Annotated in this window: 16 protein-coding genes and 1 pseudogene; 6 read left to right on the top strand and 11 right to left on the bottom strand. The window is 63.2% G+C overall.

Features of this window, described 5'->3' with window-relative positions; genetic code table 11:
• Nucleotides 1-94 precede the first annotated feature (94 nt).
• Nucleotides 95-1,297, top strand: a complete 1,203-nt coding sequence (locus DQG18_RS14455) for a pyridoxal phosphate-dependent aminotransferase (RefSeq protein WP_116654959.1) — start codon at nt 95-97, stop codon at nt 1,295-1,297.
• A gap of 1,280 nt (nt 1,298-2,577) precedes the next feature.
• On the opposite strand, the gene DQG18_RS14450 is transcribed toward DQG18_RS14455, so the two are convergent.
• The 4 genes from DQG18_RS14450 to DQG18_RS14435 all read right to left on the bottom strand — a co-directional run bounded on the left by DQG18_RS14450 (nt 2,578) and on the right by DQG18_RS14435 (nt 5,807).
• Nucleotides 2,578-3,471: a LysR family transcriptional regulator gene (locus DQG18_RS14450; RefSeq protein WP_116654958.1), complete on the bottom strand. Its 894-nt coding sequence runs from the start codon at nt 3,469-3,471 to the stop codon at nt 2,578-2,580.
• Nucleotides 3,472-3,503: 32 nt separating this feature from the next.
• Complete coding sequence (trxB, locus tag DQG18_RS14445; RefSeq protein ID WP_116654957.1) at nt 3,504-4,454, bottom strand: thioredoxin-disulfide reductase; 951 nt, start codon at nt 4,452-4,454, stop codon at nt 3,504-3,506.
• Between the two features lie 367 nt (nt 4,455-4,821).
• Entirely contained in the window at nt 4,822-5,295 is a 474-nt protein-coding gene (gene greA, locus DQG18_RS14440) for a transcription elongation factor GreA (protein ID WP_116654956.1), read from the bottom strand.
• Nucleotides 5,296-5,594: 299 nt separating this feature from the next.
• Nucleotides 5,595-5,807, bottom strand: a complete 213-nt coding sequence (locus DQG18_RS14435; RefSeq protein ID WP_116654955.1) for a cold-shock protein — start codon at nt 5,805-5,807, stop codon at nt 5,595-5,597.
• A 430-nt stretch (nt 5,808-6,237) separates the two neighbouring features.
• On the opposite strand from DQG18_RS14435, the gene ltaE reads away from it, so the two are divergent.
• Entirely contained in the window at nt 6,238-7,257 is a 1,020-nt protein-coding gene (gene ltaE, locus DQG18_RS14430; protein ID WP_198669783.1) for a low-specificity L-threonine aldolase, read from the top strand.
• Between the two features lie 8 nt (nt 7,258-7,265).
• Here ltaE and DQG18_RS14425 read toward each other — a convergent pair whose 3' ends face one another.
• The 5 genes and pseudogenes from DQG18_RS14425 to carB form a co-directional block, all read right to left on the bottom strand.
• Nucleotides 7,266-7,577, bottom strand: a complete 312-nt coding sequence (locus DQG18_RS14425) for a type II toxin-antitoxin system RelE/ParE family toxin (protein WP_116654953.1) — start codon at nt 7,575-7,577, stop codon at nt 7,266-7,268.
• A complete protein-coding gene (locus DQG18_RS14420; protein WP_116654952.1) occupies nt 7,564-7,854 on the bottom strand; it encodes a type II toxin-antitoxin system ParD family antitoxin in 291 nt (96 codons plus the stop codon). The genes DQG18_RS14425 and DQG18_RS14420 overlap by 14 nt, the downstream gene beginning before the upstream one ends.
• Nucleotides 7,855-7,999: 145 nt before the next feature.
• Nucleotides 8,000-8,797, bottom strand: a pseudogene (locus tag DQG18_RS14415) (phytanoyl-CoA dioxygenase family protein).
• 350 nt (nt 8,798-9,147) lie between these two features.
• Entirely contained in the window at nt 9,148-10,065 is a 918-nt protein-coding gene (locus DQG18_RS14410) for a DUF4344 domain-containing metallopeptidase (protein ID WP_116654951.1), read from the bottom strand.
• A 102-nt stretch (nt 10,066-10,167) separates the two neighbouring features.
• Nucleotides 10,168-13,479: a carbamoyl-phosphate synthase large subunit gene (gene carB, locus DQG18_RS14405; protein WP_116654950.1), complete on the bottom strand. Its 3,312-nt coding sequence runs from the start codon at nt 13,477-13,479 to the stop codon at nt 10,168-10,170.
• Between the two features lie 270 nt (nt 13,480-13,749).
• Between carB and DQG18_RS14400 the strand changes: the two genes are divergently transcribed.
• Both DQG18_RS14400 and ypfJ read left to right on the top strand, forming a co-directional pair.
• Complete coding sequence (locus DQG18_RS14400) at nt 13,750-14,577, top strand: aldo/keto reductase (RefSeq protein ID WP_116654949.1); 828 nt, start codon at nt 13,750-13,752, stop codon at nt 14,575-14,577.
• A 289-nt stretch (nt 14,578-14,866) separates the two neighbouring features.
• Nucleotides 14,867-15,769 (top strand): KPN_02809 family neutral zinc metallopeptidase, encoded by a 903-nt coding sequence (gene ypfJ, locus DQG18_RS14395; protein WP_116654948.1) that lies wholly within the window; start codon nt 14,867-14,869, stop codon nt 15,767-15,769.
• Here ypfJ and DQG18_RS14390 read toward each other — a convergent pair.
• Nucleotides 15,766-16,296 carry a cytochrome b gene (locus DQG18_RS14390; RefSeq protein WP_157970195.1) on the bottom strand — a complete coding sequence of 177 codons (531 nt, stop codon included), beginning with the start codon at nt 16,294-16,296 and terminating at the stop codon, nt 15,766-15,768. The genes ypfJ and DQG18_RS14390 overlap by 4 nt on opposite strands.
• Before the next feature lie 74 nt (nt 16,297-16,370).
• Here DQG18_RS14390 and DQG18_RS14385 point away from each other — a divergent pair, with 74 nt between their 5' ends.
• The gene (locus DQG18_RS14385; RefSeq protein WP_116654946.1) at nt 16,371-16,811 is read left to right on the top strand and encodes a MarR family winged helix-turn-helix transcriptional regulator; all 441 of its coding nucleotides are present in this window, start codon (nt 16,371-16,373) and stop codon (nt 16,809-16,811) included.
• Between the two features lie 261 nt (nt 16,812-17,072).
• Here DQG18_RS14385 and carA read toward each other — a convergent pair whose 3' ends face one another.
• Nucleotides 17,073-18,272, bottom strand: coding sequence for a glutamine-hydrolyzing carbamoyl-phosphate synthase small subunit (gene carA, locus DQG18_RS14380; RefSeq protein WP_116654945.1), 1,200 nt, complete (start codon nt 18,270-18,272; stop codon nt 17,073-17,075).
• 239 nt (nt 18,273-18,511) lie between these two features.
• On the opposite strand from carA, the gene DQG18_RS14375 reads away from it, so the two are divergent.
• Nucleotides 18,512-18,961, top strand: a complete 450-nt coding sequence (locus tag DQG18_RS14375; RefSeq protein ID WP_116654944.1) for a GatB/YqeY domain-containing protein — start codon at nt 18,512-18,514, stop codon at nt 18,959-18,961.
• Nucleotides 18,962-18,976: the final 15 nt, after the last annotated feature.

Raw genomic sequence — 18,976 nt, 5'->3', positions numbered from 1 at the left:
GCAAGAGCGGCTTTGGTGGCATGGCGGGCGTGGCGCCGCCCCGTAGAGAGCGGTATATGAGAGCAAGACCAAAGACATGGACGGAGTTCGACTGATGGCCCTTTTATCGGATGCGCTTTTGCGGGTGCAGCCTTCGGCGACCGTGGGGATCAGCCAGTTGGCGCGCAAGATGCGCCAGGCGGGCAAGGACGTGATCGCGCTTTCGGCGGGAGAGCCCGATTTCGATACGCCCGAGCATGTGCGCGCAGCGGCCATCGCGGCCATCAACCGGGGGGAAACGCGCTATACCGATGTGGACGGGATCGCCGAGCTCAAGGAAGCGGTGGCGCAAAAATTCCGGCGCGATAACGGGCTGGACGTGACGGCGGACGACTGTTTCGTTGCGACGGGTGGCAAGCAGATCATTTTCAATGCCTTGCTGGCAACGCTCAATCCGGGCGACGAGGTGGTGGTGCCGGTGCCCTATTGGGTGAGCTATCCGGAAATCGTGCGGCTGGCGGGGGCCGAGCCGGTGTTTGCCGAAGCGAGCCAGGAGACCGGGTTCAAGCTCACCCCCGAAGTGCTGGAGGCGGCGATCTCGGAGAAGACCAAGTGGCTGATCCTTGGTTCACCCTCCAATCCGTCCGGCGCGGCCTACACGGCTGACGAACTCAAGGGGCTGGCCGAAGTGCTGTTGCGGCACCCGCACGTTCATATCCTTACCGACGATATCTATGAGGTGCTGGTTTATGACGGTCGGGATTTCGCGACGATCGCCCAGGTCGAGCCGCGGCTGATGGCGCGCACGCTAACTATGAACGGGGTTTCCAAATCGCACGCGATGACCGGCTGGCGGATCGGCTATTGCACGGGGCCGCGCGAAATCCTGAAGGCGATGACGAAGCTGCAGGGGCAATCGACGACCAATCCGCCCTCGATCTCGCAATGGGCGGCGGTGGAGGCGCTGAACGGGCCGCAGGCGTTTCTGGGCGCGTGGCGGGCGGTATTCCAGAAGCGGCGCGACTATGTGGTGGGGCGGCTTAACCAATGCGAGGGGCTCGAGTGCCTCGTTCCCGAGGGGGCGTTCTATGCGTTCCCCTCGTGCAAGGAATTGCTCGGCAGGACCAGCGCCGGGGGACGGGCGCTTGCAACCGACGAGGATGTGGTGATGGCGCTGCTTGAGGAGAACGGAGTGGCGCTGGTGCATGGCAGCGCGTTCGGGCTGGCGGGACATTTTCGCATTTCCTACGCGGCAGCCGATGCGGAGCTGGAACAGGCGATGGACCGGATCGAGGCGTTTTGCGCGGGGGTGCGGTAGGGGCAGCCTGCTACGGAGCATGATGCCGGCATCGCTGACCCCCTCACCCCCAACCCCTCTCCCACGGGGGGAGAGGGGGGCTCGTGTGGCGGCCCCGGTTCCCCTTCTCCCCTCGTGGGAGAAGGGGGCCGGAACGGAGTGGAGGTCGGATGAGGGGGCTGCGATGTTGCAGTCCGCTGCCGTGCGCAGCAAAAAAAGAGGCTCCGCCAGAAGACGGAGCCTTGATCGGGCGAACCCAAATCTTTTCAGTTTGCGGCCGGACCGTGGGAGGAGGATACGGCGGGCCGGGTGAACGGGGGTTCGTGGGAGGAGGATACGAACCCCGGTTCGGTTGTCATGAGCGAGGGGCCCAGGGAGGAGGAGGGGCGCGTCGCTCGATTGACAATGCGAATATGGGGCCAGGGGTTCCCCGCTTCAATGCGTAATTGCGCATATCAGCCATGCACGAGGCAAATCGCCCGAGCGGGCAAAAAAAGAGGCCCCACCTTGCGGTGGGGCCTGATCTGTCGGCCAAAATCGAGGGAGGAGGATCGATTAAGGCCGTGGAGCGGGTCAGGAAGGGAGGAGGAGAAACCTTTCCCGCTCAGTGTCACCTCGCGGGGGGCTTGGGAGGAGGAAAAGCGCGCCGCGTCAGTGACGGTCTCTATATGCATGCTTAATCACGACTTGGGAAGTCGTGATTAGACATGGCAGCCATGCATCTCGTGCATGTGTTGCCGATTTGCACTTAGAGCGCCTAACAGAACCAGAGATGGCCACGATGGCGATGAGGAAGGGCGGGCTGGCGCATGGGCAAAAAAAAGCCCCGCTCGAGGGGGGAGCGGGGCGGAGTGCAAGAGGTAAGCCTCTCGCAAGGAGGGAACATCAAACGCGCTCAAAGGGAGGAGGAGAAAAGCGCGCAATGTCTGCCGGGGAAGTAGTGTTTCGAGTGATGGAGGGCAAGCCCGGCAGGTTCATGTCAGCCATGCGTCTGGTGCATGGCTGGGCGTGCAGGGTGCGCAAGGGCCAGGGATACTGGGGGTTGCGCGGGGTGGTGGCAGGCTGGAGCGGGGAGGGTTGTCATTGTGTCGCAGGGGTAATGGCGAACGTGCCGGCTCTTTTTGTCCCTTCCTCCTTGAGGCCGGGCTACCACAGATGGATTTGCGTGTGTGGCTTCACCCCTCCCCAACCCTCCCCATCAAGGGGAGGGTGCTTCCTTTTCTTCGGCACTTCCATACGCGCAAGGCCAGCACTTCCCTCCTTTTGGGGAAGGGAATCTGTTGTGGGCTGGAGAGATCGGTTCAGAAATTCCAGTCGCGGGCCTTTTCGACGAGGAAGTCGCGGAAGACGGCGACGCGTTTGGAGTTCTTGAGGGCAGGGGGGTAGACGAAATAGGTCTCGAAGGCGGGCAGTTCGAGATCGGGGAGCACTTCGACGAGGCTGGGCTCCTGTTCGGTGATGTAGTGGGGCAGCATGGCAATGCCGATGCCCTGGCGGCACGCCTGCATCATGCCGTAGATGGCGTTGACCTTGAGCGCGGTGCGGCGCGGGCTGTTATCGGGGCGGCCGATGCGTTCGAGAAAGTTGACGTCGCCCAGATAGGAGGGCGAGGGCTCGCCAAAGGAGATGATCTTGTGGGCGTCAAGTTCCTCCACGCTTTGCGGCGCGCCGTGCTCGGCGATGTAACTTTGGGCGGCGTAGATGTGGAAGTGCACGGTGAACAGCTTGCGCTGGATCATCTCGGACTGGTTGGGCCGGTGCAGCCGAATGGCGACGTCCGCCTCGCGCATGGCAAGGTCGAGCTCGGCGTCGTCGAGCTTTATTTCGAGCTGGATGGTGGGATAAAGGTTCACGAATTCGTGGATGCGGTTGGTGAGCCAGGTCGAGCCGAACCCGACCGTAGTGGTGACCAGAAGCGGGCCGGTGGGCACATCCTGGCTTTCGGTCATCTGGGCGTGGACCGATTGAAGTTCCCATGCCATGCGGTGGGCGGTGCGGAAGAGTTGTTCGCCCACCTCGGTCAGCACCAGCCCGCGCGCGTGCCGGATGAAGAGTTTCAGGCCAAGGTCTTCCTCGAGCGCGGAAATCTGGCGCGAAACGGCCGACTGGGACATGCCGAGCTTTTCGGCGGAATGGGTGAAACTTCCCGATTCAGCGGCGACATGAAATATGCGCAGCTTGTCCCAATCCAGCATCCTCCTTGTCCCCTCTTTTACTATATTGCTGCCTATTCGGCGGCTTCAGCCAGTTCGTGCGCGGCAAGATAGCGCTCGGCTTCGAGCGCGGCCATGCAGCCCATGCCCGCGGCGGTAACTGCCTGACGATAAACGTCGTCGGTGACGTCGCCAGCCGCGAAAACGCCGGGCACCGAAGTCGCCGTGCTGTCGGGCGCGGTAACGATGTAGCCGCCGGGCTTCATGTCGAGCTTGCCGGCAAAGATCTCCGTGGAGGGTGCGTGGCCGATGGCGACGAAAATGCCGTCGACCTCGAGCTCGGCGGTCTCGCCGGTCGTGACACTATGCAGGACCGCGCCGCGAACCGAAGGGGGCATGTTGTCGCCCCGGACCTCGTCGAGCACGGTGTTCCAGCGCACTTCGATCTTGGGGTGCTTGAAGAGGCGCTGCTGCAGGATCTTTTCGGCGGTGAACCGGTCGCGGCGGTGAATGAGAATGACCTTCGAGGCGAAATTGGTGAGGAACAGGGCTTCCTCGACCGCCGTGTTGCCACCACCGACAACGAGCACGGTCTTTTCGCGGTAAAAGAACCCGTCGCAGGTGGCGCAGGCGGAAACGCCGAAGCCCTTGAATTTTTCCTCGGTGGGCAAGCCGAGCCATTTAGCCTGGGCGCCGGTGGCGATGATGACGCTGTCCGCGGTATAGACCGTGCCGCTGTCGCCGGTGAGCCGGAAGGGAGGACGGGAGAAATCGACGTCAACGATCAGGTCGTTCTCTATCCTCGTGCCCATGTTTTCGGCTTGCGCGCGCATCTGGTCCATGAGCCACGGCCCCTGGATGGGATCGGCGAAGCCGGGGTAGTTCTCGACGTCGGTGGTGATGGTCAACTGTCCGCCGGGCTGGGTGCCGGTGATCATGAGCGGTTCGAGCATGGCGCGAGCGGCATAGATGGCGGCGGTGTATCCGGCGGGGCCGGAACCGATGATGATGGTCTTGGCGTGCATGGGCTCTATGTGTCCGGTTCAGATGAACAAAATATGGCACGCCGCACGCACGTTACAAGCCGCGCGCGGGGGAAGGGGGCCGAAAGCTGTGAGCTTGCGGCTTATTTGCCGCAATGGGGAATGATTTGCCCGGAAAGGGGTATTTGGAGGGGGGATTTTGGGGGACGCGAATCTCTTGGGGGCAGGTTATTGGACGGTCCTGCGCTTGTAGCTTCACCCCTCCCCAGCCCTCCCCATCAAGGGGAGGGTGCTTTCTTTTCCTGTGCACTTCCCTACGCACAAGGCCAGCGCCTCCCCCTTGAGAGCGCAGAAAGGGTGCGGGTGAGAATGGGAGGGGGAAGGGGGGAGGCCGATCCCCCCGAGCGATTCAGGCGAAGGCGATCTTAAGAATTTCGTAGCCGCGGGCGCCGCCGGGGGCGGAGACTTCGATTGAGTCGCCGACCGATTTTCCGATGAGGGCACGGGCGATGGGGGAGGACACCGAGATGCGGCCGGCGCTGGCGTCGGCTTCGGGATCGCCCACGATCTGGTAGGTCTTTTCCTCGTCGGTGTCCTCATCGATCATGGTGACGGTGGCGCCGAACTTGACGGTGTCGCCCGAGAGCTTGGAAACGTCGATGATCTCGGCCAGCGCGAGCAGGGATTCGAGCTCCATGATGCGGCCTTCATTGAGGCTCTGCTGCTCCTTGGCCGCATGATATTCAGCGTTTTCCGACAGGTCGCCATGCGCGCGCGCTTCGGAGATCGCATCGATGATCGCGGGGCGGTCCTGGCCGGTGCGGCGCTGCAATTCTTCGACCAACGCGGCGTGTCCGGCCACGGTTATCGGGATCTTGTTCATTTTCCTTTTCGCTCCCGTAGATAAGGGGTGAGCCAATAAAAAGCCAACCTCGCCGATGCGTCATCAGCGCCATTCGCCTTGTACTGCCGGGGATTGCTTCGCGCAGGTTGCCCCCGACTTGGTGCGGGGTCAAGGGCGCGTTTCATATCCCGGCGGGTTGGGCGCAATATGGGGTGCAGGTGGCGGGCTGCAAGCCCCGGTCCGGTATAAGAAAAGGGCGCGAAACCTTTCCGGTTCGCGCCCTCGTGTTCTTGCCCCGGCCGTTTGAGCCGGGCGATGTGCTCAAGTGGCGGGGAGACCTATTCGGACGCCGCGAGGTTGCCGGCGGCGGATTTTCCGGTGCGCTTGTCCTTCACGATCTCGTAGGAGATGCGCTGGCCCTCGTCGAGCCCGGCCATGCCGCTGTTCTGGACGGCGGAAATGTGGACGAAGACGTCCGCGCCGCCTTCATCGGGCTGAATGAAGCCGTAGCCCTTCTGGGTGTTGAACCATTTGACAGTGCCAGTAGCCATGGCGTGTCCTTTCGTCGTGCTGTCGTAACTTGAGGAACCACCATCGACGGCTCCCGGTATATCGAAAGTTTGTGGTTCAGGACGTCAGCAGGCGAAAATCGCTAGGCTAGATCGGTCGGCCGCAAATTCGATCCCGTTTTTGTAGATGAAACAAGGGCAATATTCAAGCGAAACTGAATTGATGCCGAACCGAAAAATTTTTACTGGTTCGCTCGACAATAGAACTCCCGATCCGGGGCGCGAAGGGCTTCTAACATGCCAGTAACGTCGCCCGATCGTGGCGGGGCGGGCGCGGAGTTGCAAGTATTACGGCTCGGGCGCCGGGTAACAAGCGGCAGGTTGGGGCGCGGTGAGCCGGGAAAGCGATGGCCCGGCACGGCGGATGGCGCTAAGTGTATCGCCCGATGACCCAACCCGTTGCGAGGGCGCCTTGACCATACGTTTTTACGATTTCCGTTCCGATACCGTCACCCGTCCCTGTGCGGGAATGCGCGCCGCGATGGCGGCGGCCGATGTGGGCGACGACGTCTATGGCGAGGACCCCACGGTCGCAGCGCTCGAGGCGCGGGTGGCCGGATTGATGGGGAAGGATGCGGGGCTTTTCTTGCCCTCGGGCACGCAATCGAACCTCATCGCACTGATGAGCCATTGCGGGCGGGGGGATGAGTTCATCGCGGGGCAGGAGGCTCATTGTTACAAGTTCGAGGCGGGTGGGGCGGCGGTGCTGGGCTCGATCCAGCCCCAGCCGGTGGAGAATCTGCCCGACGGGACGATGGCGCTTGGCAAGATCGAGGCGGCGATAAAGTCAGACGATCCGCATTTTGCGACGACGCGGCTGCTGGCGCTCGAAAATACGATCGGAGGGCGCGTGCTGCCCGAGGATTTCGTGGTTGCGGCGACCGGACTGGCGCGGCGGCATGGGCTGGCAACGCATCTGGATGGCGCGCGCATATTCAACGCGGCGGTCAGGAGCGGGCGGGATGCAGCGGACCTCGCGGCGCCGTTCGATACGGTTTCGGTCTGTCTTTCCAAGGGACTTGGTGCGCCGGTGGGGTCGGTGCTGACGGGCAGCGCGAAGCTGATCGAAAAGGCGCGGCGGCTGCGCAAGATGCTGGGCGGGGGCATGCGACAGGCGGGCATTCTGGCGGCGGCGGGTCTTTATGCGCTCGACAACAATATCGCGCGGCTGGCGGAGGACCATATCCGGGCCAAAAGACTGGCGGAGGGGCTGGCGTGGTTTCCGGCGCTATCGGTCGAGATGCCGCAGACCAACATCATCTTCATGCGCGTCGAGAAGGGGCTGGCGGACCGGTTCGCCGGACATATGGCGGCAAACGGCATTCGCGTTTCGGGGCGCTATGGCGAAACGCGCTGGGTGACGCACAAGGATGTGGGGGACGAGGCGATCGAGGCGGCGCTGGGGACGGTGAGCGGGTTTTTCGGGGCGTAGGGAAGGCGTCAGGGGTTGCGGAGGAGGGTGTCGAAGTCCTGTCCGGCGTGGAAGATGTTGATGATGCGCACGGCTTCCACTTCAATGATATAGGCAATGACGGAGCGGCGCTCGATGGGGAGCAGGCGCAAGCCGGGACGGATGTCGTTGCGCTGGATGCCGCGATGCGGGAAAAGCGAGAGTGCGTTGCACTGTTGCTCCAGTCGCTTGACGTGATTTTTCGCAGAGGCCGGACTGCCAGTGTTCTCGAGGATATATGCAAATATCGTCGCGAGGTCGCTAACAGCTTCCTCGCGAAATGCGACTCTAAATATCGTCATACTTGCCCGTTGCCATAGCGCGTTCGTAGAGCTCGTCCATGCGCCGGCTTACCTCCTCACGCGGCACGTCTGGTCGCGGGTCGTTGATCGAGGCTTCGACGCGCTGGCGGATCGATTCGAGGCGGGCTTCGTGTTCCTCTTTTTTCTGCTGCCAGAGGCGCAGGGCGTCGCGGATGGCTTCGCTGGTCGAGGCGTAGCGGCCTTTTTCGACATCCTCGCGGATAGAGCGGGCCATTTCCGGGGTGAGGGTGATCGAGATTTTTTCGGCAGCTTCCATGGCGGGTCTCCTTGGGTCGAGGGTATAAAGTAGGATAAAATCCGACTGGCGGCAATGGCGGTGGATCGCCCGGATAAACCGGGCGACGACGGGTGTTGGGGCTCGTGGGGGAAGTGCCGGAGGCCCTTTGGGGCCTCCGGGGACTTCAGAGTTTCAGGCCGCAGGCCTTTCGGATGGCGGTCTGGACCGGGGAGGGCGGGAGCGCTGGGTCGAAGCCGTGGGCGGGCATGAGGGGTGGCTGGGCCATGAACTTTACCCGGCTGCCCCGGTTGGGCTGGGCGGCATGCACGAGGAAGGGGTGGCAGAGATAGACCGTTCCGGCCGGGCCTGTGGCCAGCGCCTCGGCACAGTGTTCGGTGTCGGCGAAATTGCCCGCCATCATCTGGTGCATGGTCGCACCGTTTTCGCCATAGGGCAGCAGGAAGCGGGCCATGTGGGCGTGCGAACCGGTGCGGATGCGAGTGGGCGCGTCGTCCTCGCCGACATCGGAAAAGAGGAACAGCATCAGGAGCGCGCGGCCTTTCGAGACGATGTTGGCGCGGATGCTGAAAAAATCGCTCTCATCGTCGCCGGGCAACATGAAGCTGGCATCGATATGCCAGCCGTCGTCACCGGGGGATTCGGGCGAGGGGAAGCGGATGGGGAAGGTGCCGAGACCTTGCGGGGCGAGCCATCGGTTTTCGCCCACGAGCTGGTCATAGGCCGAATGGAGAACCGGGGTGTTGGCGGCCTTGCGGAACGGTTCGTCCGCGTAGCCGCCGAGGCGGATCACCGGCTGGGTCCATGTGGCGGGATTGTCGGGATCGCAGCCGGTATCGCGCTAGAGGATGGCGCGGCCCTCATCGGCCAGTTCGCGGGGGAAGGCGTTGTCGAGCCGGACGAAGCCGTCGGCGATGAAGGCGGCGATCTGCGCGTCCGAGAGCGCGGGAAGGGGGTGGGTCATGTGATAGCGACTTTCGATAATTCAGCAAAAAGGGCTCCGCAGGGGTGCGGAGGTCGGGCCCGTGGCGGGCGGTGTGCTGAATTATCGGGTGCGCGTCATGAACATTGATGCAGAATACCGGGTATGGTGCAAAGGTCAACATGGAGAGGTTCGTTGAAAACCGTGCCAACCCGGTTCTTCGGGACTGAAGAGGCGCCGGTGACGAACGTGGCGCACTATTCGGGCGCTCTACGCGAGAGTCGACAGAAAAAGGGCCGTGTGGTGCGGCCCTTTTGGTGCGGGGCGAGAGCCTCCGATCAGATATGCCGCATACCGCAGAACATGCGGTGGGCGTCCTTGCAGACGACCGATCAGCGGGTAGCTGCGGCTGCGTCGTCGACCTCGTTCTCCTCGACCAGATTCTCGAACGGGGTGGAGGGTTCGTAGGCGCTTTCGCTAAAGAAGGCATCGATGTAGCCTTCGTCCAGCATCTCGGCCATCTCGTAGCAGAAGATGACGGCAGGGTTCCCGTCCAGAAAGGTCGGCGTATAGAAGGCGTTGGGAAAGCCGCATTCGCCGGTCCCGAATATAACATCCCTCGGCATCGCGATTTCATCGAAGACGAGTTCTGCGAGTTCTTCGAGGAAATCCAGCGCCTCCAGCCTTTCCCTGAGGCCGGCGTATGTTTCGGTCTCATCGTATAATATGATGGGTTTACCGATCTGCGCGGCTCCATCATCGAGGAAATGGGGCGTCAGAAGCTGGGCAAAGCTGCGCATGGCGCTTTCAAATTCGCTCTCACATCTGGCCATGCGCTCTTGGGAAAGGCCGTGACGTTCTGCATGTTCGGTAAAGCTGGGATGGCCCGAACCATGGGCAAGGCAGACGGCGGCAAAGGCGCGCTGGCGATTCAACGAATGCTCGTCAGCCATATAGGCGTCATCTATCGCCCCATATTCGTCTAACCCGAACAGAAACCAGTTGGTGACGAAGGCCTGCAGGTAGCGAGCGGCGCGCTCATCGTCTTCCTCGTCCTGAATCAGCAGGATCAGCGTTGCGATGGTGTCGGCCGCATCTTCCTCGCGGGCCAGAATTGGAATTTCAAGCTCGTTTATGATCAGGTGCCCGACTTCGTGGAGCATGATCGCAGTCGCGGCGCCGAGGACGAATTCATCGACCTCAGCGCGATCCTCGGGCGACTGCTCTACGGCCTGGGCCGACATGGGCGCGAAAGCGATTGCGCCGACGGCAAGAAACAAACCCAGAAATTTCAAAACGGTATTCTTCATGGTTCCCCCATAGTCGTATTCTGGGGGAGACGTTGGCTTGCAAAGTCTGGATAATTCACAAACGAAGTTGATGAATCGTTCCTTAGGGTGGGGACGCGCTCCTCATGCCGCGAAATATTCCTGCAGTGCCTTTACCGTCAGATTGCCGTCGCGATAGGCGATGATGCCTTCGACGGCGGCGTTGGCGCCGGGAATGGTGGTGTAGTAGGGCACCTTGGCCATGAGGGCGGCGCGGCGGATGTCGCGGCTGTCGGAGACGGCCTTGACGCCGTCCGTGGTGTTGATCACCAGATGGACCTCACCATTCTTGATGGCGTCGACGATGTGCGGGCGACCTTCCAGCACCTTGTTGATCTTGATGCAGTCGATGCCCTCGCCGGCCAGATAACGCTGGGTGCCGCCGGTGGCGATGACCTTGAACCCGATATCGGCGAGATGGCGCGCAGCCTCGACGATTGCCGGCTTGTCATCGTCGCGGACCGAGATGAACACGGTTCCTTCCTTGGGCACCTTGACGCTGGCCCCGAGCTGGGACTTGGCAAAGGCGATGGCGTAATCGGTGTCGAGGCCGATGACCTCGCCGGTGGATTTCATTTCCGGGCCGAGCACGGTATCGACGCCGGGGAAGCGGGCGAAGGGGAAGACCGCTTCCTTGATGGCGATGTGGTCGATCTCGCGTTCAACGAGGCTGAAGGAAGCAAGGCTTTCGCCCGCCATGACGCGCGATGCGATCTTGGCCAGCGGCACGCCGATGACCTTGGCGACGAACGGCACGGTGCGCGAGGCACGCGGGTTCACCTCGAGGATGTAGAGCGTGCCGTCCTTCAAGGCGAACTGCACGTTCATCAGCCCGCCGACATCGAGGGCTTTTGCCAGTTCGGTGGCCTGGCGCTTCAATTCATCGATGATTTCGGGCGAGAGCGAACGGGGCGGGAGCGAACAGGCGCTGTCGCCCGAGTGGATGCCCGCTTCCTCGATATGCTCCATGATGCCGGCAACGAACACGGTCTCGCCATCGGACAGGCAATCAACGTCGATCTCGGTGGCGCCTTCGAGATAGGAGTCGAAAAGGAGCGGGTTGGCGGCCAGGACCGAATTGATCTGGCCGGTCTTGTCGTTGGGGTATTTGTGCCGGATGTCGGGGGGAACCAGTTCGGTCAGGGTCGACTGGACGTAGCGCTCGAACTCCTCGGCCGAATGGCAGATGATCATGGCGCGGCCGCCCAGAACGTTGGACGGGCGGATGACCAGCGGGAAGCCCAGACCTTCGGCAACGAGACGGGCCTGTTCGAGACTGTAGGCGATGCCGTTGCGCGGCTGGGTGAGGTCGAGCTTGTTTAACAGCTTCATGAACTGGTCGCGGTCTTCGGCCAGATCGATCTTTTCGGGCTGGGTGCCCAGGATCGGCACGCCCGCGCGCTCGACGGCGGCGGCGAGCTTGAGCGGGGTCTGGCCGCCGAACTGGACGATGACGCCATGGAGCGTCCCGTTCTGCTGCTCGGTGGTCAGGATCTCGAGAACGTCTTCCTCGGTGAGCGGCTCGAAATAGAGGCGGTCGGAGGTGTCGTAGTCGGTCGAGACGGTCTCGGGGTTGCAGTTGACCATGATGGTCTCGTAACCGGCATCGGAAAGCGCGAAGGCGGCGTGGCAGCAGCAATAGTCGAACTCGATGCCCTGACCGATGCGGTTGGGACCGCCGCCAAGGATCACGACTTTCTTGCGGTCGGAAGGATGGGCCTCGTCGGCGGGCTGGCCGGCAAAGGGCGCCTCGTAGGTGGAATACATATAAGCGGTGGGCGAGGCGAACTCGGCGGCGCAGGTGTCGATGCGCTTGTAGACGGGGCGTACGCCCAGCGCGTGGCGGTGGGCCATGACGTCCCTGGCCGCCTTGCCGGACAGCTCGGCAAGGCGCTTGTCGGAAAAGCCCATGGCCTTGAGCGCGCGCAACTGGCCCTCGGTTTGGGGCAGGCCGTGCGCGCGGACCTTTGCTTCCATATCGACGATGGCCTGGATCTGCTCAAGGAACCACGGGTCGATCTTGCACGCTCCGTGGATCATCTGGTGGTCGTAGCCCAGCCGCATGGCTTCGGCGACCCAGAGCAGGCGATCGGGGGTGGGGGTGCCCAGCGCGGCGCGGACGGCGTTCTTGTCGTCGCCCTCGCCAAGACCGGGGATGCCGATCTCGTTGAGGCCGGTGAGGCCGGTTTCGAGGCTGCGCAGGGCCTTTTGCAGCGATTCAGGGAAGGTGCGGCCGATGGCCATGGCTTCGCCGACCGATTTCATCGCGGTGGTGAGCCGGTTGTCGGCGCCGGGAAACTTCTCGAAGGCAAAGCGCGGAATTTTGGTGACGACATAGTCGATGGTGGGCTCGAACGAGGCCGGGGTGGCGCCGCCCGTGATGTCGTTTTCAAGTTCGTCCAGCGTATAGCCGACCGCCAGAAGGGCCGCGACCTTGGCGATGGGAAAGCCGGTGGCCTTCGAGGCCAGCGCCGAGGAGCGCGAGACACGCGGGTTCATCTCGATGACGATCAGGCGTCCGTCCTCGGGGTTGACGGCGAACTGGACGTTGGAGCCGCCGGTTTCCACCCCGATCTCGCGCAGCACCGCCAGCGAGGCGTCGCGCATGATCTGGTATTCCTTGTCGGTCAGCGTCATGGCGGGGGCGACGGTGATGGAATCGCCGGTGTGGACGCCCATGGGGTCGATGTTCTCGATGGAACAGACAATGATGCAGTTGTCGTTCCGGTCGCGGACGACTTCCATCTCGTATTCCTTCCAGCCCAGAACCGATTCCTCGATCAGCACTTCGCTGGTGGGTGAGGCGTCGATGCCACTCTCGCAGATGGCGAGATATTCCTCGCGGTTATAGGCGATGCCGCCACCGGTGCCGCCAAGCGTGAAGCTGGGGCGGATGATGGCGGGCAGGCCGATATCCTCGAGCGCCTGCAGGGCCTCGATGGTGTTGTGGGCCAAGCGTGAGCGTGGCGTTGCAAGCCCGATGCGGTCCATGGCGTCGCGGAACAGTTCACGGTCCTCGGCCTTGTCGATGGCTTCGGCGGCGGCCCCGATCATCTCGACGCCGAATTTCTTGAGCACGCCCATCTTGTTGAGCGAAAGGGCGCAGTTGAGCGCGGTCTGGCCGCCCATGGTGGGGAGCAGCGCGTCGGGGCGCTCCTTTTCGATGATCTTGGCGACGACCTCGGGGGTGATAGGCTCCATATAGGTGGCGTCGGCGACGTCCGGATCGGTCATGATCGTCGCCGGGTTGGAGTTCACCAGAATGATGCGATAGCCTTCCTCGCGCAGCGCCTTGCAGGCCTGTGTGCCGGAGTAGTCGAACTCGCAGGCCTGGCCAATAATAATGGGTCCAGCCCCGATGATGAGGATGGATTTGATGTCTGTGCGTTTTGGCATATTTTGGCTTCTCGTGCATCGGGCGCGCGGCAAGGCATGCGGCGCGGCGGAACGGCTGGCGGATTCTGTTGGCTAAGCGGTCTCCTTAGAGCATGCGGTCGAGGATTTCCAGCACAAAGCGCCATTTTTTGCGCATGGGGGGATTGCGGTGCGCGCGGGCCGGTGGGCGTGGGCAGGCGCGCTGTGTCCGGGCTATCGTCAGCGGTTCGATTCGAGGGTAAGGCTTGCAGTGCCGGGGTCCGGTATTGCGCAACGATCAGGAGGCCAGCCATGTCCGACCAGACTTTCATCACGCTCAATGACGGCGTCGTCATCCCCCAGCTTGGGCTGGGGACGTGGCGGATTGGCGATGACGAGGCGGTGGCGGTCGTGCGCGAGGCGTTCCGGCTCGGCTACCGGCATATCGATACGGCGCAGGGCTATGGGAACGAGCGCGGCGTTGGGCGGGCCGTGGCGGAGGCCGGGCTTTTGCGCGAGGAGGTGTTCATCACCTCCAAGCTGCGCAATGGCGAGCATGGGTTCGATGAAACGCTGCGCGCGTTCGAGGGGACGATGGAGCGGCTGGGGCTCGACGTGCTCGACCTTTACCTGATCCACTGGCCTAGCCCGGCGGTCGACAGATATGTCGAGAGCTGGAAGGCGTTCATCCGGCTCAGGGAGGAAGGGCGCATCCGCTCGATCGGGGTATCGAACTTCAATCCCGACCATCTCGAACGGATCATCGGGGAGACGGGGGTGACGCCCTCGGTCAACCAGATCGAGCTGCATCCCTGTTTCCAGCGGCGGGATCTGCGGGACGTTCACGCCGGGCACGGCATCGCGATCGAAAGCTGGAGCCCGCTGGGACGGGGTAATCTGCTCGGGGACCCGGTCATCGCCTCGGTGGCGCAAAAGCATGGCAGGACGCCGGGGCAGGTGGCGATCCGCTGGCATATCGAGCAGGGGCTGATCGTCTTCCCCAAGACGGGGAACCCGGCGCGGCTGGCCGAGAATTTCAACGTCTTCGATTTTACGCTCGATGCGGAGGACATGGCGCGGATCGCAACGCTCGACCAGGCTGACGGGCGGACGGGGCCAGATCCGTTGCTGTTTCCCTGAAGGGGGTGGGGCGGCTTTTCGGTTTGAGCTGTCGTATTTGGAGACTGCGCTTGTGGCTTCACCCCACCCCAGCCCTCCCCATCAAGGGGAGGATGTATTCTTTTCTGGGCTGTCTTCTAACGCACAGGGCCAGCACCTCCCCTTGTGGGAGGCCGGGAGGAGAATTCGGCGTTAACCGAAGCCTATTCGATAGCACCGCCAAGCCGCGTGGCGCCGGACAGGGAACCGGGTTAGACATGGGGCATTAGCAATGTGGTTTGCATCGGTGTGATGCGCGAGGGAAAGAACCATGAAATGGCAGGGGCGTAAACGTTCATCCAATATCGAGGACCGGCGCGTGGCGCGTGGGGGCGGCATGTTCGGGCCGGGGCGGGTTTCGGGGCCCGGGATGCGCATTCCCACGCGGGGCGGCGGGATGGGCATCGGGGCGATCGTTGTGATTCTCATCATCGGGATGGCGTTCGGGATCAATCCGCTGGCGCTGCTCGAGGGCACCATTTCCCCCACGGGCGGGACAGGAAGCCAGACCTCGCGGGAGCTTCCCGCCGAGGGCGAGGACGAACTGGCCGATTTCGTTGCCGTCGTGGTGCAGGAGACCGAGGATCTCTGGCATCAGGTGTTCGTGGAAAACGGGCTGGAATACGAGCCGACGACGGTGGTGCTGTTTTCCGGGCAGGACCGGTCGGCCTGCGGGCTGGCCGATGCGCGCATGGGGCCGTTCTACTGCCCGGCGGACAACAATGTTTACATCGATCTGTCGTTTTACGAGCAGTTGCACCGGCAGTTCGGCGCGCCGGGAGATTTCGCGCAGGCCTATGTGCTGGCCCATGAGATCGGGCATCACGTGCAGAACCTGACGGGCGTCCTGCCCGAATTCAACCGGGCGCGGCAGCAGATGAGCACCGGGGAGGCCAATGCCTGGTCGGTACGGATCGAGTTGCAGGCCGATTGCTATGCGGGAATCTGGGCCAATTACGCCGGTCAGCAGAACCTGCTCGAAAGCGGCGATATCGCCGAGGCGCTGAACGCGGCCGAGCAGATCGGGGACGATACGATCCAGCAGCGCACGCAAGGAGTTGCGGTGCCCAAGACCTTCACCCACGGCACCTCAGCCCAGCGGCGGGACTGGTTCAGCCGCGGGTATGAGAGCGGCGACGTGGGGGCGTGCGATACGTTTTCGGGAGCGGTTTAAGCCCGTCCAACCATCCGGGCCAGCGTCCTGTCGCGGCGGATGAAGTGGTGGTAAAGGGCCGCCGCGATATGGAGCACGAGCAAGGCCATGAAACTCCATGCCAGCAGCCCGTGGGCCCGGCGGGGGCCGATCTCGTCCAGCGGGGGGATGGGGGCGCCCGTCGAAAGGGCTTCGAGAACCCCGCCCGTGAGGTTGGTTGCGATGCCCGATGCGGCCAGCGCGATGATCACCGCATAGACCAGCAGGTGCGTGATCCGCGCCAGACTGGCAAAGAGCGGTGGCGTGTCCGGAAGGGTGGCGGGCTTGCGGTCGAAGAACCACCACCAGACGATGCGGGCAATGGTGAGCACGAGGGTGAATATACCCAGCGCGATATGGGGCAGGAGCAGGGTGCGGCGCATCTCGTCGGTCGGGGCGTTGGCGGCGTTGAGCCCCAGCGCGAGCAGTGCGACGATGAGGATGGCGGTGAGCCAGTGAAAGGCGATCGCGACGGCGCCATAGCGGTCGGTAGTGCTTTTGAGGGTCATGGTGAGGCCCGTTGGGTTGCGTTCCTCGATAAATAGCATAGTATGCTATGTAAAGTAAATAGCATGCTATAGGTATGATGAAGAGCGAGGATTCCGCCGGGTACATGACCAATCTGGCCGCGCGGCTGTTCGCGCAGGCAATGGAGCGTGCGATCCGTCCGCATGGGGTGGCGGTGGCCTATGTGCCGGTGTTCTTTGCGCTGAGCGGCGGGCGGGAGATGACACAGGCCGAGCTCGCGCGGCACGCGGCGCTGGAACAGCCCACCATGGCGGCAACGCTCTCACGCATGGAGCGCGACGGGATGCTGGTGCGCAGGCCGCACCCGGAAGACGGGCGCAAGATGCTGATCGGACTCGCGCCCGAAGCGCGTGAGAAGCTGGAGGCGGTCGCGGGGGCCGTGGCGTCGATCAACGGGGTGGCGCTCGGGGGGCTGACGGCGGATGAGCGGCGGATTTATCTCGACCTGCTGGGGAAGATCGCGGGCAATCTGGGGGTGAGCCTGGAGCGGGGGTAGGAGTAGGGTCGGGTCACCCGGATGAACCGGGTGACGACGGGGAGGGGTGATATTGCACGGGGTTCGGCTTACGCCGAATACCCCCCTCCCCTTTCTGCGCTCGCAAGCGTCCACTGGACCCTTGCGTTCCGGCGTTGCCGGAACCGCTTGAAAGTCCCCCACAAGGGGGGAGGTGCTGACCTTGTGGGTAGGGAGACAACAAGGAAAAGGAAACACCCTCCCCTTGATGGGGAGGGCTGGGAATCAGAGGCTGGGACGAGATCAGGCTGTAGTGAATTCCGGCTTTGCCGCCATGCCTTTTTGTTCGCGCACGTGGTTGAGGAAGCGCGTAAAGAGGTAGTGGGCGTCGTGGGGGCCGGGGGAGGCTTCCGGGTGGTATTGCACCGAAAAGACCGGCTGGCCTTCCACCGCAAGACCGGCGTTCGAGCCGTCGAAGAGGGAGACGTGGGTTTCGACGACGCCTGAAGGCAGGCTGTCGCGGTCGACGGAAAAGCCGTGGTTCATCGAGGTGATCTCGACCTTGCCGGTGGTGAGGTCTTTCACCGGATGGTTGGCGCCGTGGTGGCCCTGGTGCATCTTCTGCGTCTTGCCGCCCAGCGCCAGCCCCAAGAGCTGGTGGCCGAGACAGATGCCGAAGACGGGCTTGCCGGTGTCGATGAGCGTGCGGATGGTGGGCACGGCGTATTCGCCGGTGGCGGCGGGGTCGCCGGGGCCGTTGGAGAGGAAAACTCCATCCGGCTCGAGCGCCAGAATGTCTTCCGCCGATGTGGTGGCGGGCACGATGGTGATGCGCGCGCCCTGTTCGGTGAGGCCGCGCAGGATGTTGCGCTTGGCGCCGTAATCAATGGCAACGATATGGAATTGCGGATCTTCGATGGTGCCGTAGCCCTCGCCCCAGCGCCAGCGGGTCTCGTCCCAGTGATAGGTCTGGGTGGTGGAGACCTCCTTTGCGAGATCAAGGCCCTCAAGGCCCGGAAAGGCGTCCAGTTCGGCCCTGAGGGCGGCTTCGTCGAACTTTCCATCGGGGGCGTGGGCGATGACGGCGTCGGCGAGGCCGTTCTCGCGGATGAGCGCGGTGAGTGCGCGGGTGTCGAGCCCGGCGATGCCTACGATGCCGCGCTTTTTGAGCCAGGCGTCGAGCCGTTCGGCGGCGCGGTAGTTGGAAGGGTTGGTGATGTCGGCCTTGATGATCACGCCGCGCACGCCCGAGGCGGCGGCCATGTTCACGGTCTCGATATCCTCGTCATTGGTGCCGGTGTTGCCGACATGGGGGAAGGTGAAGGTGACGATCTGGCCGGCATAGGATGGGTCGGTGAGGATTTCCTGATAGCCGGTCATGGCGGTGTTGAAGCACACCTCGCCCGCGCTCGTCCCCGTTGCGCCGATGCCGCGGCCTTCCAGGCGCGTGCCATCGCGCAGGATGAGGACTGCGGTGGGGGGCGTTTCCTGCCAACCGGACATGGGGCATCTCCTTGGGATCGTGGCGTGGGGATTCCGCCGGGCGGGCGCCGGGGAGACCTCATCGTTCCTTCATAAAAGGGTTGGGCGGAAACTAGTTCAAGGCGGGGGCGCGGTCAACCGGGGCGTGCATTGGAAAAATCATTGATTTTCAATAGCTTGGTGAAATGTTGTAGCGGGTGGTGTTGGCGGCGGGGTCGGGTGTATGTTCGGCGGAAGGACTCAAGGAAGGATTTTCAGTCATGCGCGAGACGATCAATGCGGCAATGAAGGAGGCGCTCAAGGCGCGCGACGCGGCCCGCACCTCGACCCTGCGGCTCATCAGTGCCGCGATCAAGGACCGGGACATTGCGGCGCGCGGCGAGGGCAAGGAAGCGGGTGAGGAGGATATCCTGGCGCTGTTGCAAAAGATGGTGAAGCAGCGCGAGGAATCGGCGGCGATCTACGCCCAGAACGCGCGGCCGGAACTGGAGGCCAAGGAACGCGCGGAAATCGCCGTCATCCAGGAATTTTTGCCTCAGGCGCTCGGGGCGGACGAGGTCGACGCCGCCATCAAGGCCGCGATCGCCGAGACGGGCGCGCAGAGCATCAAGGACATGGGCAAGGTGATCGGGGTCCTGAAGGCAAAATATCCCGGCCAGATCGATTTCGGAGCGGCGTCGGCCCGGGTGAAGGCGGCGCTGGGCGGGTAGGGCTCGTCTTGCGTT

Origin of the sequence: Pelagibacterium sediminicola, from assembly GCF_003390885.1 — a bacterium.
In the GTDB taxonomy this organism is placed as follows: Bacteria; Pseudomonadota; Alphaproteobacteria; order Rhizobiales; family Devosiaceae; genus Pelagibacterium; species Pelagibacterium sediminicola.
This window is presented reverse-complemented; position numbering and strand designations above follow the sequence as displayed.